This is a genomic window from Grimontia indica, assembly GCF_000333895.2.
Classification (GTDB): domain Bacteria; phylum Pseudomonadota; class Gammaproteobacteria; order Enterobacterales; family Vibrionaceae; genus Enterovibrio; species Enterovibrio indicus.
Map to the genome: position 1 here is coordinate 203,086 of NZ_ANFM02000016.1, position 21,470 is coordinate 224,555.

The 21,470-nt window shown below is 48.3% G+C and carries 18 protein-coding genes; 7 read left to right on the forward strand and 11 right to left on the reverse strand.

Features of this window, described 5'->3' with window-relative positions; all coding sequences use genetic code 11:
- Positions 1 to 147 precede the first annotated feature (147 nt).
- From tkt to D515_RS10630, 3 genes are all read right to left on the reverse strand, one after another.
- Positions 148 to 2,142, reverse strand: coding sequence for a transketolase (tkt, locus tag D515_RS10620; protein ID WP_002538352.1), 1,995 nt, complete (start codon positions 2,140 to 2,142; stop codon positions 148 to 150).
- Positions 2,143 to 2,249: 107 nt separating this feature from the next.
- Positions 2,250 to 3,200 (reverse strand): transaldolase, encoded by a 951-nt coding sequence (gene tal / locus D515_RS10625; protein ID WP_002538353.1) that lies wholly within the window; start codon positions 3,198 to 3,200, stop codon positions 2,250 to 2,252.
- 257 nt (positions 3,201 to 3,457) lie between these two features.
- Positions 3,458 to 4,453, reverse strand: a complete 996-nt coding sequence (locus D515_RS10630; RefSeq protein ID WP_002538354.1) for a sugar-binding transcriptional regulator — start codon at positions 4,451 to 4,453, stop codon at positions 3,458 to 3,460.
- Positions 4,454 to 4,777: 324 nt separating this feature from the next.
- On the opposite strand from D515_RS10630, the gene D515_RS10635 reads away from it, so the two are divergent.
- The gene (locus D515_RS10635; protein WP_002538355.1) at positions 4,778 to 7,348 is read left to right on the forward strand and encodes an EAL domain-containing protein; all 2,571 of its coding nucleotides are present in this window, start codon (positions 4,778 to 4,780) and stop codon (positions 7,346 to 7,348) included.
- 12 nt (positions 7,349 to 7,360) lie between these two features.
- Here the strand turns inward: D515_RS10635 and D515_RS10640 are convergent, their stop codons facing one another.
- Complete coding sequence (locus tag D515_RS10640; protein ID WP_002538356.1) at positions 7,361 to 8,455, reverse strand: anhydro-N-acetylmuramic acid kinase; 1,095 nt, start codon at positions 8,453 to 8,455, stop codon at positions 7,361 to 7,363.
- 154 nt (positions 8,456 to 8,609) lie between these two features.
- Here D515_RS10640 and nagZ point away from each other — a divergent pair, with 154 nt between their 5' ends.
- Positions 8,610 to 9,614 (forward strand): beta-N-acetylhexosaminidase, encoded by a 1,005-nt coding sequence (nagZ, locus tag D515_RS10645; protein WP_002538357.1) that lies wholly within the window; start codon positions 8,610 to 8,612, stop codon positions 9,612 to 9,614.
- Positions 9,615 to 9,650: 36 nt separating this feature from the next.
- On the opposite strand, the gene D515_RS10650 is transcribed toward nagZ, so the two are convergent.
- Entirely contained in the window at positions 9,651 to 9,965 is a 315-nt protein-coding gene (locus tag D515_RS10650) for an ArsR/SmtB family transcription factor (protein WP_002538358.1), read from the reverse strand.
- A 104-nt stretch (positions 9,966 to 10,069) separates the two neighbouring features.
- On the opposite strand from D515_RS10650, the gene D515_RS10655 reads away from it, so the two are divergent.
- Entirely contained in the window at positions 10,070 to 10,981 is a 912-nt protein-coding gene (locus D515_RS10655) for a permease (protein ID WP_002538359.1), read from the forward strand.
- A 56-nt stretch (positions 10,982 to 11,037) separates the two neighbouring features.
- Here D515_RS10655 and D515_RS26015 read toward each other — a convergent pair whose 3' ends face one another.
- A complete protein-coding gene (locus D515_RS26015) occupies positions 11,038 to 11,199 on the reverse strand; it encodes a hypothetical protein (RefSeq protein ID WP_002538360.1) in 162 nt (53 codons plus the stop codon).
- A 653-nt stretch (positions 11,200 to 11,852) separates the two neighbouring features.
- Between D515_RS26015 and D515_RS10660 the strand changes: the two genes are divergently transcribed.
- A complete protein-coding gene (locus D515_RS10660; RefSeq protein ID WP_002538362.1) occupies positions 11,853 to 12,182 on the forward strand; it encodes a MaoP family protein in 330 nt (109 codons plus the stop codon).
- Between the two features lie 105 nt (positions 12,183 to 12,287).
- Here D515_RS10660 and D515_RS10665 read toward each other — a convergent pair whose 3' ends face one another.
- Together D515_RS10665 and D515_RS10670 are read right to left on the reverse strand one after the other, a co-directional pair.
- Entirely contained in the window at positions 12,288 to 13,751 is a 1,464-nt protein-coding gene (locus D515_RS10665) for a hypothetical protein (RefSeq protein ID WP_002538363.1), read from the reverse strand.
- Positions 13,752 to 13,841: 90 nt separating this feature from the next.
- Positions 13,842 to 14,012, reverse strand: coding sequence for a XapX domain-containing protein (locus D515_RS10670; protein WP_002538364.1), 171 nt, complete (start codon positions 14,010 to 14,012; stop codon positions 13,842 to 13,844).
- A gap of 585 nt (positions 14,013 to 14,597) precedes the next feature.
- Between D515_RS10670 and D515_RS10675 the strand changes: the two genes are divergently transcribed.
- Positions 14,598 to 16,784 (forward strand): hypothetical protein, encoded by a 2,187-nt coding sequence (locus D515_RS10675; RefSeq protein WP_002538365.1) that lies wholly within the window; start codon positions 14,598 to 14,600, stop codon positions 16,782 to 16,784.
- Positions 16,785 to 16,870: 86 nt separating this feature from the next.
- Here D515_RS10675 and D515_RS10680 read toward each other — a convergent pair whose 3' ends face one another.
- Together D515_RS10680 and D515_RS10685 are read right to left on the reverse strand one after the other, a co-directional pair.
- Entirely contained in the window at positions 16,871 to 17,761 is an 891-nt protein-coding gene (locus D515_RS10680; protein ID WP_002538366.1) for an aspartoacylase, read from the reverse strand.
- 86 nt (positions 17,762 to 17,847) lie between these two features.
- Positions 17,848 to 18,504 carry a pyridoxamine 5'-phosphate oxidase family protein gene (locus D515_RS10685; RefSeq protein ID WP_002538367.1) on the reverse strand — a complete coding sequence of 219 codons (657 nt, stop codon included), beginning with the start codon at positions 18,502 to 18,504 and terminating at the stop codon, positions 17,848 to 17,850.
- A gap of 106 nt (positions 18,505 to 18,610) precedes the next feature.
- On the opposite strand from D515_RS10685, the gene pdxR reads away from it, so the two are divergent.
- Entirely contained in the window at positions 18,611 to 20,080 is a 1,470-nt protein-coding gene (gene pdxR / locus D515_RS10690; protein WP_002538368.1) for a MocR-like pyridoxine biosynthesis transcription factor PdxR, read from the forward strand.
- Here pdxR and D515_RS10695 read toward each other — a convergent pair.
- On the reverse strand, positions 20,070 to 20,585 hold the full coding sequence (locus D515_RS10695) for a M23 family metallopeptidase (RefSeq protein WP_002538369.1): 516 nt from the start codon (positions 20,583 to 20,585) through the stop codon (positions 20,070 to 20,072). The two genes, pdxR and D515_RS10695, sit on opposite strands and share 11 nt — an antisense overlap.
- 208 nt (positions 20,586 to 20,793) lie before the next feature.
- On the opposite strand from D515_RS10695, the gene D515_RS10700 reads away from it, so the two are divergent.
- Entirely contained in the window at positions 20,794 to 21,264 is a 471-nt protein-coding gene (locus D515_RS10700) for an NADAR family protein (protein ID WP_002538370.1), read from the forward strand.
- The last annotated feature ends 206 nt before the right edge of the window (positions 21,265 to 21,470 follow it).

Here is a 21,470-nt window from a genome sequence, read left to right on the forward strand (position 1 = left end):
TGGGAAAGTTTTGTTTGTTCAGTGGGAGCTAAAGCAATGTATCAGTATGAAAGTACTTGATAATTTCAGTTGGTTATTGAGTGTTTATAAAAGAAATAGGCAATAAAAAACCCGCCAGTTGGCGGGTTTTCAGTGTTGATTGGGTGCTTATGCCAGCAGTTCTTTTGCTGTCTCAACCACGTTTTCCGTGGTGAAGCCGAACATCTTGAACAGCTCACCCGCCGGCGCAGATTCACCGAAGGTGTGCATACCGATGATGCGACCGTCAAAGCCCACGTACTTGTACCAGAAGTCCGCAATGCCTGCTTCGATAGCGACACGTGCTGTCACGTCTGATGGCAGTACCGCTTCACGGTATGCCGCATCTTGCTTGTCGAACACGTCAGTCGATGGGATAGACACCACGCGAACCGCTTTGCCTTCTGCCGTCAGCTGTGCTGCTGCTTCAACTGCCAGTTCAACTTCTGAACCGGTAGCAATCAGGATAAGCTCTGGTTTGCCCACACAATCTTTCAGGATGTAACCACCCTTGGCGATGTTTGCCACTTGCTCGGCGTCACGCTCTTGTTGAGCTAGGTTCTGACGCGAGAAGATCAGCGAGCTTGGGCCGTCTTTACGCTCAATCGCCAGTTTCCACGCGACTGCAGATTCTACCTGATCACATGGACGCCATGTGCTCATGTTTGGTGTCAGGCGCAGGGAAGCGATTTGCTCAACCGGCTGGTGCGTCGGGCCGTCTTCACCCAGACCGATAGAGTCGTGAGTGTAAACCTGAATGTTCTGCACTTTCATCAGTGCTGCCATACGCATCGCGTTACGTGCATATTCCATGAACATCAGGAAGGTCGCACCGTATGGGACGAAACCACCGTGCAGGGCGATACCGTTGATGATCGCGGTCATACCGAACTCGCGTACACCGTAGTGGATGTAGTTGCCAGATGCATCTTCGCCGGTCAGGGCTTTTGAGCCAGACCACATGGTCAGGTTTGAAGGCGCCAGGTCAGCTGAGCCACCCATGAATTCAGGTAGCATCGCACCAAACGCTTCCAACGCGTTTTGAGATGCTTTACGTGAAGCAATATTCGCTGGGTTCGCTTGCAGGTCGGCAATGATTTGGTTGGCTTTTTCTTCCCACTCTGCAGGCAGGTCGCCGTTTACACGGCGTTTGAACTCTGCCGCCAGCTCTGGGTGTGCAGCTTCATACGCAGCCAGCTTCTCGTTCCAAGCCGCTTCTTTTGCTGCGCCTGCTTCTTTTGCGTCCCACTGACCGTAGACGTCAGCTGGAATTTCAAACGCAGGGTGTTCCCAGCCCAGGAACTCACGTGCCGCTTTGATTTCGTCTGCGCCCAGAGGAGCACCGTGACAGTCGTGGGAGCCCGCTTTGTTTGGTGAACCGAAACCGATGATGGTTTTGGTACAAATCAGAGTCGGACGACCGGTTTCTGCTTTCGCCGCTTCAATGGCTGCGTTAATCGCGTCAGCGTCGTGGCCGTCAACGGCTGGGATAACGTGCCAGCCGTAAGATTCGAAACGCTTAGGTGTGTCGTCAGTGAACCAGCCTTCAACGTGACCGTCGATGGAGATGCCGTTGTCATCCCAGAACGCGATCAGTTTGCCCAGACCCAGGGTGCCTGCCAGTGAACACGCTTCGTGAGAGATACCTTCCATCAGACAGCCGTCGCCCAGGAACGTATAAGTGTTGTGGTCAACGATGTCGTGGCCTTCACGGTTGAACTGAGCTGCCAGTGCTCTTTCCGCAATCGCCATACCCACAGCGTTGGTGATGCCTTGACCCAGAGGACCAGTAGTTGTTTCTACACCTGGCGCGTAGCCATACTCAGGGTGGCCTGGGGTTTTCGAGTGCAGTTGACGGAAGTTTTTCAGATCGTCGATAGACAGATCGTAACCGGTCAGGTGCAGCAGGGAGTAAATCAGCATAGAGCCGTGACCGTTTGACAGCACGAAGCGGTCGCGGTCTGCCCACTCAGGGTTTTGTGGGTTGTGGTTCATGTGGTCGCGCCACAGGACTTCGGCGATGTCCGCCATGCCCATTGGGGCACCTGGGTGACCAGAGTTGGCTTGTTGTACGCCGTCCATGCTGAGAGCACGGATCGCATTGGCAAGGGTTTTACGTTCCATCTTGGGCTTACCTTGTTGAATTATGTTCAGAGCGGATTTCAATCAAGCGAATGATATAGGAAATAAGAGAGCGGCAATAGCCGCTCTGAGTAATTCTGTTTTGTCGGTTACAGCATACCGCGAATCATGTCTTCCAGTTTGCCTTGGTCAACCGCGAAATTGCGGATACCTTCGGCCAGTTTTTCAACTGCCATGGCATCTTGGTTGTGATCCCACAGGAACTCAGCATGAGTCATTGGTGCTGGGCGATCTTTCACTTCCACGTCGTCGTGTAGTTTCTGAACCACTTCGCCTTCTGCGTCAGACAGCTCTTGTAGCAGTTGCGGGCTGATGGTTAGACGGTCACAGCCAGCCAGTTCCAGAATTTCGCCTGTGTTGCGGAAGCTTGCACCCATTACCACCGTTTCGTAGCCATGCTCTTTGTAGTAGTTGTAGATGCTGGATACTGACAATACGCCTGGGTCTTCTGCTGCTTCGAAATCACGGCCTTCTTTCGCTTTGTACCAGTCCATAATGCGACCAACGAAAGGTGAGATCAGGTATACACCCGCTTCAGCACATGCACGCGCCTGTGCGAAAGAGAACAGCAGAGTCAGGTTACAGTTGATGCCTTCTTTTTCCAGCACTTCTGCAGCACGGATACCTTCCCAGGTAGACGCCAGCTTGATCAGGATGCGGTCGTTGCTGATACCTGCTTCGTTGTACATGCTGATCAGTTTACGTGCTTTCGCTACGCTGCCTTCGAAATCGTAAGAAAGGCGGGCATCTACTTCTGTAGAGATGCGGCCAGGAATCACTTTCAGGATTTCTTTACCAATGTTGACTGCCAGACGGTCGCCCGCATCAGCCAGTTGTTGTTCAACGTCTTGGCTTTTCGCTTTTGCGTAGGCAATCGCTTCTTCAATCAGCGGTGCATATTGTGGGATTTCAGCAGCTTTCAGGATAAGAGAAGGGTTTGTTGTCGCGTCTTGCGGCTGGTATTTGGCGATCGCATCGATATCACCCGTGTCAGCAACCACGGTTGTGAGCTTGCGTAATTGTTCCAATTTAGTGCTCATCTTTTAAACCTTTTGTTGTATCTAGTAGGGGGCTCAGAAGTGCTTTTGTTGGCCATTCAAAGCATCGGGGTAGACGTTGAATGAACAAATGCAACACACCTGAGCAAATGATTGGGTCATATTTGTGTTTTTGTGCGATAAAGTCAACGCTCAGATCTGATAAACCTCACTGGGATCTCATAGAAACGTTTGCTTATGACGAGATCTGTTGATGTGCTGTTGGATCCTTGACCAGTGTTGATTTTGGCGCGTCAAAATCATCCTTCATTATCGACCATGTTCAGCAGTGCCATGGCACAGCTTGCGCTGGTTGCCAGCACATCTATCGTGCCTGTTTTCAATGCACCGAGAATAGACAAAGCTTTGCGACTTTCACTAGCCATGGCAATGACATTTGGGATCAGTCTCAAGTCCCGCATTTCAAGCCCGACAACACGGTCACGCATCAGGGTGTTGGCGCGGCTTCCATCCAGTTTGAAGAAATCAAATCCACCAATATCACCGACAATACCATCGTTCACACGTGCTTCAACGAATTCACGCGCAGAGAAGCAGCCCAGTTTCACCATGTGGCTGTTCTCGTCCATGTCACCGATACCCACCAAAGCAAATTCGGCTTTGCGTGCCTGGTTTAGCGTCTCATTGATATTTGGGTGACTTAGGAAGACATCACGGATTTCCGGGGTATCAACATAAGCCGGTGCATAGAGGGTTTCGCTGCTGCCGCCAAACTTCTTGGCGAGACGGCGGCAGATATGGTCTGCATTGATGATATCGCCGCTACGATGTGTGCCACCAATTGCACATACAAATCGGGCGTTACGATGAGAGACAATGCCGGGATGATCTGCAACGGCAGCGACGTTTTGTCCTTGCCCTACCGCGACAACCATACCTTCTTGCAAGTTACCATCAATAAAGGAAGAAACCAGCGTCGCGACTTGGTTGCGTTGCTCCTGAACGCTTGGCTGATCAAGAGCAATCAGGGCGCGCTTGAGGCTGAACTTTTCCATCAGCCTTTGTTCCAGTTGTGCGCTGTGCACCGGGTGGAACTTAACAGAAATTTCTACGATGCCTTCTTCGCGTGCACGACGCAGCAGACGGCTGACTTTGGCACGGCTGATACCAAATTTCTTTGAGATCTCTTCCTGCGTCGTATTCTGTTGGTAATAGAGAATGGCAATCTCAGTGAGGAGGTTAGTGTCGTCAAGCAAGCTCTCAAAGTTGCTGCTTAACGTTCGTGTCGTGGTCATGACGTCATCCTGCGGCGGAAATTCAGCCTCAGAGTCTACGAAGTTTTCTCCCTGTGAACAAATGTTCTAGTGTCATTCATTTGCTCAAAATCACACTTACATCGTTCAACAGCAAATTATCAGTAATATTTATGCTTTAAAGCACCCTGATGTTTGAAAAAGTAGTCATCCGTATCTAGATTGAAACATGTCATTGTAGGAATTTTCAGCAGCCTCACATGATAAGAAGGGCTGCACATTGGTTGGCGTATGACTAGAACGAAGCTCTCTTGCTTTCCCGAATTCCACTTATCTATCAAGAATTCAATGTAGCCGGGAGAATGAATGAAATTTCAGCCCCTAATCTCTAACCGCACGTTGTGGGTTGCGGCGACGCTTTTTGTCGTCATTCTCGGCATGCTCAGTGGCTCTCGCTTTGCAGGTCTTTTTCCGACCCTGACATCTAATCCGGACAGTGTTGATGTGAGTTATGGTTACTTCATTGATAACACAAACAGCCATATTCTCAGTTATGTCCATGAGTCAGCTATCTTCCGTTATGTTGAGAATCCCAATCAGATCCCATGGGAGCTTGGGAGTAAATCCTATTGGGTAAAAGTCGATGTCCAGAATCTAGAATCTGAACATCGCCACCTCACGCTTTATTTCGATACGCCGATGATCGATCGTCTCAACATTTACCAATTCAATCACGAAGGCAAAGAGATTAACCGCTGGCGATTGGGTGACAGTATCGAGCGAGGTTATACCCTTGGTGACATGCCACCTGCCGTTAACTTTATGATGGACGGCTTTGAACGTTCGGTGTTGTATTTGCACGTCTACTCCGAAGGGTTTCCAGCGATGCCAATCTGGTTGATGGAGCAACATGATTATCATACTCTGACCCAACTTCTTCATACAGTTTGGGGGGGCTTTGCCGCGATCATGTTGGCCGTGGGTGTATACACCTTTGCTGTATATGTTTCACTGCGAGAGCGGGTCTATCTGGTTTATGCCGGATATGTTGGTGTGAGCATGGTATTGCTGGGCGCAGTTCATGGTTTCGGAATTTACCTTTTTCCTCCGGCAATACAGATTTTCTTCAGTAATAACACGGTGGGACTGACGTTCTGTTTGTTCTTACTTTCTCTATTGTTTGCGCATCTTTATTTGCGTGTTCACAAAGTACAGAGTCTGTTGAGGCAGGTTGTGAACTACGCATTGATGGTGCTGTTGGGTTTGACGATGATTTCGTTTGTCATCCCTGAGTACGTATCGGCGACGTTTTTGATTGCTATACAACCTGTCTTTTATGCGCTGATTGGTGTGCTGGTGTGGCGACGTTGGGCCGTGGCAAAGAAATGGAGCCCAATGTTTACTTTTTCTTGGATACCTTTGGTGATTGCCGGGGTCTTTCCTCCTTTGCTGGTCACGGGAAATATTGAATACACGTTGGCAAACCGATATGCCTTTATGATGGGACATGTGCTGACTGCCATGTTGATGGCAATGGCGCTAGCCGAACGTTTTCGCCAACAAAGAGAAGAGTCTGTTTATCAGCTCACTCATGACACGCTCTCGTCCTCGCCGAACGTGAACGTCTTGTCGCTTGTGGTCGATCAACTTATCGATCGCAATAATGAGTTCACGCTTTGCTGCTTCCAAATTGATCGCTTTAATTCTCTTTCTCCTTACATGTCCGTGAAGCAAAAACAGTATTTTGTTGGCGAAGTGTGTAACCGCTTACATGCAGCGCTTAACTGTGACGCTGTTAAAGTGCTGGAAGGGAGGTATAGAGACAAACACAGAATTGCCTGCATCAAAGAAGGGTTGTTTGGCTTTGTGGTTCTATCGACCAACAAGGAAAAGATCGATCTGTTACTGTCGAGCGCGATGGATGAGGTGGATCATTACGTCGAATTGAGCGACCTCAGCATCCGCACACAAGGAACGATAGGTTCCAGTGAGTTTCCAAAAGACGGTGCGACAACAGATGTGTTGCTGCGTAAAGCGATGCAGGCAGTGGCGGAGACTTCTCCTTCCGACAAGCGATTCAACGCTTATGACTCGCTCAATAGCTTTAACCGCACCATGAATATGTCGCTGGTGTCTGATTTGAAGCGCGCCATCGAAAACGACGAGCTGGATTTGTATCACCAGCCTCAGATTGATCTTCGCACGGGGTCCATACATGGCTCAGAAGTGCTTTTGCGTTGGGAGCATCCCAAGTTTGGTCAGGTGTCACCGGAAGTGTTTGTGAAACTGGCTGAAGAAGTAGGGCTTATCAACAACTTGACGCTTTGGGTGATTAAACGGGCGTTCTACCAGCAGAGCAAACTGATCGAACTGGGTTTCAGCCGACGCCTCTCTATTAACGTGAGTGCATCTGATATCGCGATTCCTAATTTGGTCGACAAAATCGCGGACATTGCAGAGCAATACCATGTACCAACGGGTACGCTGTCACTGGAGCTGACAGAATCTACCATGGTGTCAGACTATGACAGATTGCATGAAGTGATTGATCGCCTGTCCCAATACGACATTGAAGTCTCGATTGATGATTACGGCACTGGCTACTCGTCATTGACTTATCTTTCTCAGCTACCGTTTACGGAGCTTAAGATTGACCGTAGCTTTATCAATTCACTGACTAATAGCCCTCGCAAACAGAATATTGTCCGTGCGACCACGGAAATGGCAAAGTCGCTTGGGTTAATGGTGGTCGCTGAAGGGGTGGAGGATTTGGAAACCGCTTCGGTATTGAAGCGTTACGGTGTCGATATCGCACAGGGTTACCACTACTCGAGACCACTCAGTTTCAGCCAATACCTGCTTTATCTGAAGCGCACCAGCCTGAATATGCCTGTGTCGGTGAAACGCCCTAACAGGTATGGTACCCAGCCGGGGTAGGGTCAACAGGCCCTAATCGGGATAGTAAATCGCGCCAAGTCTGCAAAGTCGGCTTGCGCCAGTTACATCGGGTAAGTTCCCCGGCTTTCCTTCTAAGGCTTGGTGTGCCAACCACGCAAAAGCCAACGCTTCCAGCGAATCGCCATTAACGCCCTTATCGTCCGTTGTCATAACCTGCCAATCAGGTAATGCCACTTGAAGGCCTTTCATCAAGGCTTTGTTTCTGGCGCCACCACCACAAACCAGAAGTTCACCTTGTCCATAGCGAGCCACGTCATTGGCGATAGATTGCACCGTGAAAGCGAGTAGCGTCGCTTGTACATCTTCAGGACTCAATGGCTGATTGAAAGCGTTGAGTTGAGCCTCCAGCCATCCCCGATGGAACAGCTCCCGTCCTGTGCTTTTTGGGGCAGGCTGAGCAAAATATCCTTCGCTGAGCATTTGATTCAGCAGTGCCGGATTGACGGCTCCACTCGCCGCCCAAGCGCCGTCTTTATCATACGGTTTGCCTTGGTGTTCGCTTATCCAACTGTCCATCAGCATGTTGCCTGGCCCCGTGTCAAAACCGACGACGCTTTGGTTAGGTGCAAGCACTGAGATATTGGCGATGCCACCAATGTTCAGCACCACTTTGGTGGTGGAATCAGTGCCAAACAGAAACTGGTGAAAGGCAGGAACAAGAGGTGCGCCTTGACCTCCGAGCGCCATGTCTTTGCGTCGGAAATCAGCAACCGTCGTAATGCCTGTCAGCGCTGCAATGATATTGGCATCGCCAAGCTGCATGGTGAATGGCATTGGCCCTGTGGGTTTATGAAATACCGTCTGGCCATGACAACCAATGGCTGTGATGTCTTCTGATTTCAACGAGTTTTCGGTTAGAAAGCGATTGACCGCTTCGGCATACGTTTTACCGAGGAAATGGTCGATGGTGCCAATTTCTTCCAGCGTGACTGGCACGCCTTGGCTCAGTGCGATGAGCTTTTCCTTGAGCGTTTCAGGAAAGGGATACTCAGCCTGATGATGCAAGGTGACGCTCTGGTCAGAAAAAGAGGCGGCGACCATATCAATACCGTCCAAACTGGTGCCAGACATTATGCCGATGTACATGATTTACTCGCCTCTCTTTTTTAACGGTTTCAATCGCTAAGTTTCTCATAGGATTGCAATTCCCAGCACCAAAATTTGGTGTCAGGCTTTCTAGAGTGTGCGTGTCAGCGTAATATGTTGCCAGCTTAAAACGAAATTCAAACAGGAGTGACCCATGGGGCCATTGTGGCTTGATCTTGAAGGGTGTGAGCTGGACGCGGAAGAGCGTGAGTTATTACAACACCCAAGCGTTGGTGGCTTGATCCTTTTCGCTCGTAATTACCACGACAGTCGTCAGCTGGCAGCACTGACAGAGTCCGTTCGTAAAGCGGCTAAACGCCCTATTTTGATTGGTGTTGATCAGGAAGGTGGCCGTGTTCAGCGATTTCGCGAGCACTTCACCATCATTCCACCTGCGCAGTCTTACGCACAGATGGAAGATGGCCTGACTTTGGCGAAGGAAGCTGGCTGGTTGATGGCTGCCGAACTGATGGCCCATGACATTGACCTGAGTTTTGCGCCGGTGTTGGATCGTGGCTTTGACTGCAAAGCGATTGGCAGCCGCGCATTCGGCGAGGACAATGATACGGTAATCCAGTTCTCAACCGCGTTTATGGCTGGTATGAAAGACGCGGGTATGGCCACAACGGGTAAACACTTCCCAGGCCATGGTGCCGTGCTTGCCGATTCACATTTCGAAAGCCCGAAAGATGAGCGTGACAATCTTTTCGAACAGGACATGGCAATATTTACCGCGCAAATCGAAGCAGGCGTATTGGATGCTATGATGCCAGCGCATGTTATCTATCCGCACTATGATGACGTGCCAGCCAGTGGGTCGCCTTACTGGCTGAAGAAAGTGCTTAGGGAACAACTGGGCTTTAAAGGCATTGTGTTCTCTGATGACTTGAGCATGGAAGGGGCGACGGTCATGGGCGGCCCGGCAGAGCGCTGTCAGCAAGCACTGGCTGCTGGCTGTGATATGCTGCTGCTATGCAACAACCGCCAGTCATCAATTGAGGCCTTAGACAACCTGCCAATCATTGACGTACCGCAGGCTTCATCACTGGCGAAGAAGCATCAGTTCTCGGTGCGCGACCTGCAAAGCGCTGAAAAGTGGCGAGACGTGAAAAAGCGTGTGGAACAAAGACACGCCGAGTGGCAGGAAAAGCAAAGCTAATCAAATCAGAAGCAGGGCAATCGCCCTGCTTTTTCTTTACCCACGAGTCTTTGTCTCGTCGAGGGATTCGTCCGCACAGCACTCTTCACGCAAAAAGGATAAAACACCATCGAGTTGCTCGTACTTGGGAACACAGAAAAGGGTTCGTCCTTCACGCCGCTGCTCAATGAGGTTAGCAGACACCAAACTCGACAAATGGTGGGAAAGAGTTGAGCCAGGAATGTTCAATTCCTCCTGAACCACACCCACAGCGATACCGGCATGCCCACCTTTGACCAGCCTCTTGAATATCGCTAACCGGGTTGGGTGTCCCAGTTCTTTCAATGCCTTAGCGACAGTTTCGAGTTCCATAGTGCTTCCTGGATAAAAATAATATTTCGATATTACCAGAAATATCTTGCAGAGGAGAAATCAAAACTCTATATTTCTAACATTCTAGAAATATAGAGAAATTAATGATGACCATGGAGACCCTCCAATCAACGCTGGGCATGTTTGCCTTCCTTGCCGCTGAAATCACAGTGCTGTTCCTTGTGATCAGTTATCTGGTTGGCGTATTGCAGCAATACATACCGCCAGAAAAGATTCGCAGCATTCTGAGCAGCAAAAACGGCAAAGGTTACGTCATGGCTGCGTTTTTAGGCGCCATCACGCCTTTTTGTTCGTGCTCGACAATTCCTTTCTTAAAAGGTCTGATTCGCGCACAGGCAGGCTTTGGCACCATGATGGTGTTCCTGTTCGCAAGCCCTTTGCTTAACCCGATGATCATTGGCTTGTTTGCAGTGACCTTTGGTTTGGAAGTCACGGCGTACTACTTCGCTTCGGCACTGGTTATTTCGGTGGTGGCGGGTTACCTGCTGGAAAAGTTGGGTTTCGAGAAGTACCTCAAACCATCTACTTATGAAGAACCTGCAAAGAGCTGTTGTGGCACCACGTGTGGTGCGAAACAGGTAGAAGAGAATAAGTGGCTGAAGATTTGGCGTGGCGTGTGGAAAGACTTTAAAACGGCGATGCCATACATTTTCATCGGTGTTGGTGTGGGTTCATTGATTTACGGTGCAATGCCTGCGGAATGGATTGCTTCTATTGCCGGCGAGGATAACCCATTCGCAATACCTTTGGCGGCTGTGATAGGCATTCCGCTATACATCCGTGCAGAGGCTGTGATTTTGCTGAGTGCGCCCTTAATGGCAAAAGGCATGGGCGTGGGTACGGTAATGGCGCTGGTTATTGGTAGTGCAGGAGCGAGCCTGACTGAAGTTATCATGCTCAAGTCCATGTTCCGCAACCAGATGATTCTGGCCTTTTTGGCGGTGGTATTGGGCATGGCGATACTGACGGGGTACACCTACCAAATGTTTTTCTGATGTTACGTTAACACCAGAGATATCAAAGCCAGCGCTGAGACGCTGGCTTTTTGTCATCAATCGAACGGGTAATCCTCTTGAGATGAGCGGCTTGGTTTTGCCTTGCGGCGAGCCTTCTTGTCGCGTTGAGGTCGATCGTCAAATTCGTCATTGAATTTGGAATTAAACTTCTCTTTACGGTTTGTGTCGTTTTTCAGCCACTGTTCCCACTTGGCCATTTTATTTACCCTGTTCGTTTAACAATACTTCGGAATAATTTTCATTGCATCAAAGGACATTGCGTTTCTTGCTAAGCCTTTGTCTCATCAAATATAGCCGAAGTTATGTGACTTATTGATGAAGTTTCCTTGGCATAACTGTGACACCAATTCCACCCAAGCATAAATCCAGCAGATTGATTAAATAAAACGAAAAAATTCGCTGTCATCAATTAGAAATTTCGATTGTTACGAAAAGAATCTTATCAGTATGTTATGGTTAATGAAAAAGGAAAGCGATTCTGTTCCTGACTGTGAACTGACATCGCTACATCGCAGTAGATATGTGAGGTTGAGCCCAGTTATTGTGTGAGATTTTTCTGCACTACTGGTGAGCGTTTCTGGGCAGTTGATAAAAGTTTTTCTTAATTTTTGACATTTTTCACATTGTTACAAAGGCTTACTTTCGGTGGTCTCGACCTAGGGCTACTTCTCGGATAAGTTACGTGCAAAATTCATCATGAAATTATCGTTAAACTCTCGACAGAATACGAAATCACCGCTATAAACCGCAGTAAGAATTAATTTTCTTAATCGTCAGATCAACAATATTTTGCTTTACACCTTAATGGTTTAATGAAGAATATTGCGCAAATTTGTTAAGGAGCTAAATAATGTTTAGTGGTCAAAAGTTTTTTGATGACAAGCATTTTCCAAAAGGTTTTGCTCGATCAGGCTATTTCACCATCAAAGAAGCACAACTTTTGGAAACCTGTGGACGCACCATGAAAGCACTGTTTGAAGGTGCAATGGTTCCACAAGACGAAGAGCAGCAGAAATTTGTTGATGAAGTGAATGGTCGTCGTGCAGCTGAATCAGCCTATGCTCTGTGCTGGTTGAAGTACCTGAAAGAGATCAACCACAAGCATGTCGTTTACAATCTGTGCTCCACTTCGCGTGGTGGTGCAGCGGAAGACTACTCTGAAGCAGAAGCTGACGAGTAATCGGTTTTGAATGCATCAAAAAAGCGAGCTTTAAGCTCGCTTTTTTGTTTTTTCATAGCAATTGAGGTGCAAGCAGAGCCAAATAAACCTATCGCACCCTAATGATTATGCTAACAAATTCGCCAATGTGTAAGGGTGGCGCGCCAGTCCCAAAGCCTGCGCAGGGGTAATCCCTTCGCTGTTTTGATGGCAAAGGTTGTTCCATGCCCGGAAGATATCCAGTAATGGAAGCAGGCCTCCTGGGCGCAACCGACGTCTTGGCTCATCGATCAGGGAGCGAAAATGCAGGTGAAAGCGATCCTGATAATCTTCCAGTGCTGTTGTCGTTGCTCTTTCCAACCAAGCAGCTTCCAGACCTGTCTCTTTCCCTAAGTGACAGATGGCTTTCTCTGCTTGTCCTTTCTGGGTGAATGCCCAGCGGTCACGCCACCAACTCAAGAGCATAATGTCGATGTTATCGGCACTATCGTGTTCCAGCCAATGCGCATTCTGCACCACGTAGATTGGATGGCATTGTTTCTCTTGAAGGCGTTCCCTAAACACACTGATGATCGCAGAGCGTAGCAATGGCTCTTGAGGGAGATAGACCGTGAGGTCTTGCCACTCTTCAGTCAACTCTTTCAAACGAAGATACTGCGCATACGCCGCGTACTGGGGTCGAATCAAACAACCTTTTGACGGGTAATCAACATGTATTGGTCGCGTATAGAGGTCTTCCACATTGCTGCGTGAAAGAACTTCTTTGTACTTCTCGTTGACCTGATTCAGTAAGCCTTCAGGATTCGCTTCAAAGGAGTCTGTGAAGTGGATGAAATTATCCGGCATCAACCTCGCTTTTTCAGCGTACACATCACCCACTTCATCTGGCTTTTCTTCGTCAGATGAGTAGTTGATATTTTGCAGCAACACGTAGCCATGTTCTGCATCACCAGTGGTCAACCACATCACGCCATTGTCACTGCGCGGCTGCAACGTCGTGAGCGATGAAGCCAGTGGGTTTTCCTTCGATAATTGCAGGAATCGAGCGTCCACGCTTGCCAGTTTATTTCGGCAGCGCGCAGCGATTTGCTCGAGGTGATCGTAAAAAGTCTTTGGGTTGATATGCAGTTTTCTACAAATCTCCCGAACCGGATGTCCGGTGAAAAGCAATCCCAGCAGACGTTGCTGAACATCCAACTTAGGGTTGGCATTCGACCATTTATCCACGAAAGTCGCTTGGCAATGCTTACAACGGTAGCGCTGACGCTCACCACTGTAACCAAACGCATGATAATGCTCACGATGGGTGAGCACAGGCTTACCAAATGCCTCACAGCCTTCGGTATTGCACGCGGCGAGATTACCTGAGTCTTGCTGTTTTAGACGACTCAGTTCTTCAATAACGCCCCTGTTGTTAAGGAGAGGAGGAAAGGCACCACACTCTCGGCACACCAAACCGGGACGAGACGGATCCGAATCTTGAAGCAAATAATACTTCTCATCACTCAATCCAAAGTTTCGACACGCCAATGTTTTACAGAAGTTGAGTTGTAATCCATCTGCCGCCGGCGGTAGCTTCCCTGTAGACACCAGTCCTCCTCGAATTTTCTACGTCGTAAATAAAATATGAAATTCCAGCGCATTAAATTTCTGCGCTTGGGGTAAAGAATGTGGGAGAGACTATGAAAAGAATCTCGTGACAATTGTTTGATAGGCCATGCCGCCAAGATAGATCCCAACGATACCCATGATTCCAGATATCACTGGTGGGGCGGGGAGAGGCAACTTCACGGCGCTAAAGAAAAAACCAACAATTGCACCAGCAAAAACTGCTAATAAAACTTCGCTCATTAATGTATCCCTCTGTGTTTGCATTGAAAAACAGCAATATTTTTTTAATTTATGTGTCATTACTGTTAATGTTTCTGGCTCCAGTCTAGGGAACCTTCAACACCCTTCAGCAGATCGAGATCACATTCACTACGTTTCTATTTCGGTTTTTGCTTATTGATTACCAAAAATGTTGAATAAGTGATTTGGGTCACATTATATATTTATGAGCATCCAACCGGAAATTTGTCTCAGCTTGCGTTTAACTCCTTATTTTTCAACGTAATTCCCTCTTTCTGTCAGTACGTCATACCGGATTTAAGTAAATGATTTCAATGGGATATGTCCCTTACCTTTGATTTAGGCACAAAACTGACAACGGTTATTTTCCACACTAAAACTATGTGTATATGAAGTCTTGAAGTTGAGACTTTTATCTCTTTAGAAACGGATGATGAGGTGAGGGTGTAATGAAAGGGTTAATAAAGTTGGGCTGTATATGCCTGTTTTCTATCGGTCTTTTGGGATGCAGTGATAGCGACGGTGCAGGATCTGCGACTTCTACCAGTAGTTTACAACTTCCCCAACAGTTGGAGGTCGTGACCAATGAAAATGACTAAAACTGTATGGCTGTTGTCATCGATGGCTTTATCTTCGGGTGTTGCTCATGCAGCATTCAACGACGCTGGCACAGACTACTCGAACGCGCAGACCAAATCTTATGTTTGGAATGAGGCGTTACAACCCATCGAATTGGTAAACAGCATTCTCTGTTTCACGGCGCAGTTCAATGTCACGGAGTTTGCCAACGCGGGTCCCTATTTAGTACTGGCGGATGAAGCAGCTTGTTTTGACTCAGAAGATGACGGCTCGTCAGGGCAGTCATCTGGCGCTGCGAATACACCGTCTTATTTGAAAGCGGTAGCAAACGTCACCCGGGCCTCTGATCTTGATCCCTTGATTGTCAACGTGTGGATCCCCGAAATGGAAGGGGGAGGCGGTAATCAGGCGATAAAATTTCAGGCTGTGATTAGCGAAGGGGCTTCTGATTCTAACCCTTTCGGGCAGTTTACGTTCAATTTTGATTTCTATGACAATTTCACCAACCTCAACCAATTAGGTGGAGGTGAAGTAATCACTTTGGACAGCGAACCTGGTTCGATAGGTTTTACGCTTTATGAGTCCAGCCAGCAGGGTGCCAGCAGCTATACGCAAAGTGCCAGTGTGGTGATGAGTAGTGATCGTTCGACAGGTGTGGCACTGACCTCCTCTGATCAATCGGGAGCTTATGCTTTGGCGTTTAATAGCGATAACGTTTTGCTGCAAAACGCGTCAGATTTCGACAGCTTACCTTATAAGTCCGGCAGCAATTCAGGTACCTGTTTGAGCCGAACCCAGTTTGACAGCTACGTGCATAGATATGACTTATATAACGCATCATCAGGTGCCGAAGTCAGGGTAAATGCTGGTTTTCCTATCCTCTATTCAAGTGCTAATAACAGTAATTATGATAGCTACGGATATGTGGGTTACTGGGGCCTTTGGACCGAAGTTGAAGGTGCTGTGACCAATGGCGAAACCGTTGTTAGAAATGATGGCGGCGCGCAAACCTCTTATACCTATGTGACTGCGCCTGGGCGTTTGATTAAAAATGAAGTGAAAACGCTCAGCCTTTCTCAAGCAAGAGGTATTCAGTTTGGCTATTGGGATAGCACCGTCTTTAGCGATGGTTCTTTTGACCAATGGGTGGTGAATTATCTCACGGCTGCACAGGATAGTGTAGGCTCAGACGGTTTTTATAAAACCGGTAAGTTGAGCTGGGGTGAGAACGGTCCTTCTGTGGCGACGATCAGCCCAGTGCAAATTACCCTTACCACAAATGAATCGCTCTACATGTACTCCGAACAATTGGGGGGCGAAGTCAAGTATCTGGAAGGGAAAACGTCGCTGACCTACTACGAGCAAAGCTTTATTAACGGAAGCGAAACGGGTTCAGGTGAACTGCTGAATGGTGGTTCAGTCACGCTGTACTGTTATGACAACTGTCCGATTGGTACATTGGATAGTGGTGATTTAGTGAATTGGAGTGGCGCCAGCAGCCCGTTTGAAACGACGAGTGGCCCGCACAATTTCACTTTCAGTACCTCTGGTGGTAATGCGTTAACACTGGTGAGTGTGAATAGTTCTGAGCCTGTCCGATACAACGCTTCACTCACACAGAACGATATAGATGCAACGCCACACAGTTGGGGCGTGCGAAGCGGGCCTATGGTGACATCGACGGTAACCAATCCTTATGACATTTATGACTCATCCATTGTGACTGAATTTTATGTCTGGGAAACGGGTATCCAGTCATGGAATCAGCTTTCGGCAGTTAAAAATGGTAGCGGGGATGTGGTGAGTTTCGATCGTCCTTTGCAGTTCACTTACACCCACAGCAATGCCAATGACCGCTCTGGCTCCGCGGGCACATACGCGGGACAAACGTTCCTGTTCAACTATGGCGGAAACGGTGACTTTTGGGGGGTTCCTTATGAGCAGGATAGCGGCAAGTACACGCCAGCATTTTCTCTCAACGATGGCGTTGCCATGGGAAGTTCCAACCAGTATGTGATCAAAGCGCGAGAGATTGAACAGACTATGCAATCCGCAACAGGGCAGTGCACTAGCCTGACCTTGGCAGACCCCAGCGTCCCAGTGCCTACACAGGTTTCAGGCTCGGCTGAAATCGGCGATATGCCGGTGGTCGAAGGTGACCCTTCAGTGATTGCAGGGGAAACCCAATCCTGACAAGCAGGGTTGAATTGTATGGAAACGCCCTCAATTTTGAGGGCGTTTTTGATCGGTAACCGCTGGTTTGGGTATATGTATTGCGATTATTTAATTACAGGGATATCAACCTTCTCACCCAACGACATGGCAAGGTTGTTATCGTAGTAAGCGGCTTCATTGATAAAGTGCGGGTAGGCCTCGTAGTCGCCATCCCAATACACTTCTGTGCCATCGAACTTGGTGAAGATAGGGTCGCCATTTCGCAGTGGTGTGAAGTCAGCGTCCTGCACATTTTTATGCACCATACCGATACGTTCGCCCTGTTCGTTTTCAGGCAGCTTCAAGGTTTCCACATAGCGGTATGCCGAAACAGTCTCTGGTAGCGTTGGGACTTCGCCTTTATTAAACAGCTCTACAAAGTCGAGGATGTGGCGTGTCATATCATCCATCCACTCCAGTACGTCTTGACGAATAACAGACTGCGGCTGAGGACCCACTTCAATAATGATGCCCTGATCAGCGATGGAACAAAGGAAGTAATGCTCTTCCATTGAACAGTGGTCTTCAAACAGAATCACTGCATTGTCCATGCGCTCGGCCACGTAAGCGGCGAGCTGAGTATTGAAGGCATCGTTTTTCAGCAGTATCAGGGTTGGTCCCATGTTGCTGGTGGTGTTGTGCAGGTCGATGATGAGATCGGTGCGGGCGTTGCCTTTTGGCCCTAATTGAAGGTTGATGGCTTTAGCTCGGCTTTGCTCGTAATTACCCAGTTCTGGATTTGCAAGATCGGCAGGGATGAACTGGCGGTTCAAATCACAATCCAGATAACGTTTGTTATCGCGGAATGCATTTGGGTTGCCAAAAAGGGTTTCTGTTTCAAAGGTGGGGCGGCTGATAAGTGCAGGGCTTTCCTGCCACTTTTTAAGAAGATAAATACCGCTGAATTCGTTCCCGTGGGTACCGCCAACAATGGCTACCCGATTGAATGTGCTCATCCTTGTCCTCTCCTGATAGACGAAAATTCAATATATCAGGGAGCTACACAATCCCCAAGAGACAAAGCCCCTTGGGGAATGAATTTTTATTCGCACCATCTGCCCGGGTAGGCAGATGAATAGTCTGGTGTTTTGTTGACACCATTATCAGCGGTTGGCTCCAAAGGCCCTGCTACTGTGCGGAAAGGAAGAATTCCTGCCCAAACGGGTAAATTCATATCGGCCAAATCATCATTCACGCCATGACGGCCAATCTTGACTGAAGCTTCAGCGAGTGGCATGACCAAAAGCTCTGTTGCTGTCAGTTCCTTTTCATTACCGGGACGAGCTTCTTTGCTTCTTCCCGGTGCGATTTGCTCCAGGAACTCATCAAAAGCCGCCGCTTTTTTGGCGTTATCTTCAACGACTTCAAAGCGTCCAAATGCCATCGCACAGCGGTAATGTGCGCTGTGGTGGAAAGCGGAACGCGCTAACACCCAAGCATCCAGAATGGTAAAAGTCACGCAGCAATCCGCGCCGTTTTTCAAGTGTTTAAGCATCTTGCTGTTTCTGGCGCCGTGAATGTAAATGTTGTCGCCTTCACGCCATGCCAGCATAGGAATCACTGTTGGGCCGCGCTCATCACTGAAAGCCACGTGGGCAAGTTTGGATTCATCAATAATGCTGTAAAGCGCTTCTTTGTCTTTAACTGCTTTGTGAGCGGCTTTTTTTACTGTTGTCCGTTGGGTGTTGCCTAGCGTCATAAACGTCTTCCTTGTTTGTTCATTGCTTCTTCGTCGTTCATTCCTGTAGTGTAGTGATAAATGGCTCTACAAATAGAGCCAGTTTAGATAAGTTAATGGATCCAATATGCAGCCGATCGACATTGGTGATTTGCAGCTCGCCAGTGAAAAAAGTTCAAAGCAAAGCGCACTTTATGCCGCGATTCAGGAAAAGATCCTGAATCGCCGTTGGCCTCATCATGGCAGGCTTCCTGCTACCCGTTTTATGGCGCAGGAGTTGGGGTTGAGCCGAAACACGGTGACAGCGGTTTATGAGCAGCTGAAAGCAGAAGGGTATTTGGAAAGCCGACGTGGCGCGGGCTACTTCGTTAATGTTTCGACACCTGAGCAATTCCTTCAGGCGGAAGATAGCCAGTCACCAACCATACCATCACGCTCTGATGAAGTGGCTGCAGTACCAGAAGCTTTCGACACCCAAAAAAGAAACCGTGCCTTTGCACCGGGCGTACCTGATCTGGTTCATTTCCCCTACAAGAAATGGGCGAGAGCGATGCAGCTTCAATATCAGCGAAGTTTCATTGCGGGGCAAAATGATATTCAGGGAAGCCTGACTTTTAGAAAAGCCCTGAGTGAATACCTTTCTGTCAGCCGATCTGTTTCAGCACCCGCGCATCGGATTATTGTCACCTCTGGCGCGCAGCAAGCGCTTTACATCGCGTCGAATGCCATTTTGAAGGCCGGTGATAGCGTGATGATGGAGAACCCTGGCTATGTGCAAATGCGGAAGGTGCTTAAGCGAAGCAGAATGAAGATTGAGGAGCTGCCGGTTTTGCCGAAGTCCGGCGCGGATGTCGAGAAGATTGAGCAGTTCGAAGGTCAAGCTGTTTACCTGACGCCGAGCAATCAATATCCCATGGGCACTAGCCTGAATACTTCGCAGCGAATGCGCTGCATTGAGTGGGCAAGCCAGAAAGCCCGTTGGATCATCGAAGATGATTACGACAGTGAATTCCAGTTTGCCAACCGACCTTATCCTTCGCTTCAGGGGCTCGCGACGCAATTGCATGGCGAAGATGCGCGGGTGATTTATATCGGGACATTCAGTAAGGCGTTTCTGCCTTCAGTGCGTGTTGGTTACCTTGTCGTACCGGAAGCTCTGGTGGAATCATGCTTACAAATTAAGGATGCTATTGGTGGCGATACTCCAATACATATAGAAGAAGCGCTGGCGACCTTTATTACCGAAGGCGATTACCTTAGACATATCCGTAAAATGCGTAGCCTTTATCAGGAGAAACAGAGGCTTTTTGTCGAATTGTTAACCCATGCTTGTGGCGATCAGGTGGAGATACTGAGTCAGGCCGCGGGGTTACATGTGACCTTTAGCTGGAAAGGGGGACCGACAGCAGTAGAGGTTAAATCGGCGTTTGAAGCGGAAGGATATACCATTCGAACGTTGGATTACTATTGCCATCAGGAAGATAAAAGTCATCGGTCAGTAGCGACAGAACGAGCATTAGTGGCTGGCTTCGGTAATAGCTCTCTCAGGGAAATCCGAGAGGGAGTCGTGTTACTTGGTTCTCTGATTAATCGCTGACGCACTGGGAAAACTGGGCGGCTGGGTCGAGATAAAACATCTTCTTCCAACCTTGAGTTTCTGTGCTGAACAGCCAAGGATAAGGGAGCAGTGACATGACGGAATAGTGAAGATGAGCAGGTTTGTTAATGGCGTTACCCGTGCTGCCGACCGTGCCAATCGATTCACCTTGTGTCAGCCATCCTGACGTGTCCGGCGCGATTTCATCCAAATGTGCATAGTAGTGTAAACGCCATTTTGGCCCAAGAATGGCAACCACTTTGCCACCTTTAGCCACTTCACCTGTATAGAGCACCAAGCCAGTTGTCGCAGACATTACCGTGGTTCCAGATTGGGCAAAAATGTCGATGCCTTTATGTACACCAGAGCTTCCCCAAGGCTCAAACCAGAAGGTCTTTGCATTCCAGTCATTGCAGTCCGCGCCTTTGACAGGAATAACGGCATGAACAGGAACAAACAACACCGCACAGATCATGGCAATGGCAAGCATGGCAGCCAATTTCATATTTTCACTCCGTCGAGCGCGTTTTCCCTTCATGCTAATGAAACAATCTTATGATAGAAAACTGTCAGCCGGAAGACAGAAGTTACGCAAAGCAGGCAAATGGGTGGTTGAATTCCAGAGGTTTAACGTAAAATCAATCTGTTGACTAAGCCAAAATTCAGTCTTTTGACTAAGATGATCTCAACAAGGTCAATAAAGGTATCGCCAAATGTCAGTGAATGAAATTCGCTTTTATGAGCCTGACGAGTCATATGGCTTCCTGTCTAATTTCTTTCCAGCATCTATTGTCATTGATGGTGAACACTGGTCATCGACCGAACACGCGTACCACGCCCAAAAGTTTGCTGATGTGGCCTTACAACAGAAAATTTTATCCGCTAAAACGCCATGTGATGCTTTCAAACTCAGCCGTGAACTGGAGGCTCATGTCCGCAAGGACTGGGCGCTTGTGCGTTACGACATCATGCATTTCGTGGTGATGGAGAAGTTTTTGCAGCACCCAAATTTGCGTCAACTTTTAACAGAAACTGCACCGGCTATTTTGATTGAAAACTCGCCCTGCGATAGCTATTGGGGAGCAGGGGAAAACAACAAGGGAGAGAACAAAATGGGGCTAATACTTATGTCAGTACGAGCACAATTTATCCTGTTAAATTCAGAGAATGTGCCTACAAAATAAGAATTAAATGCAATTCCTACCTTTATCGGAAACGTTTCCAAATCGCGCTGCTAGAGTAACTCACGAGCGAAAAGAAACAGTTCGGGACGCCCGATGTCTGTCCTTGTGGATTTGAATCTGTATCGAAGAGACGTTGAACCGATCCTAATAACAATAGCTTGGCTCCCCCCGCCTGACTGATTTTCCTCAATACGTGTCGTCACCGT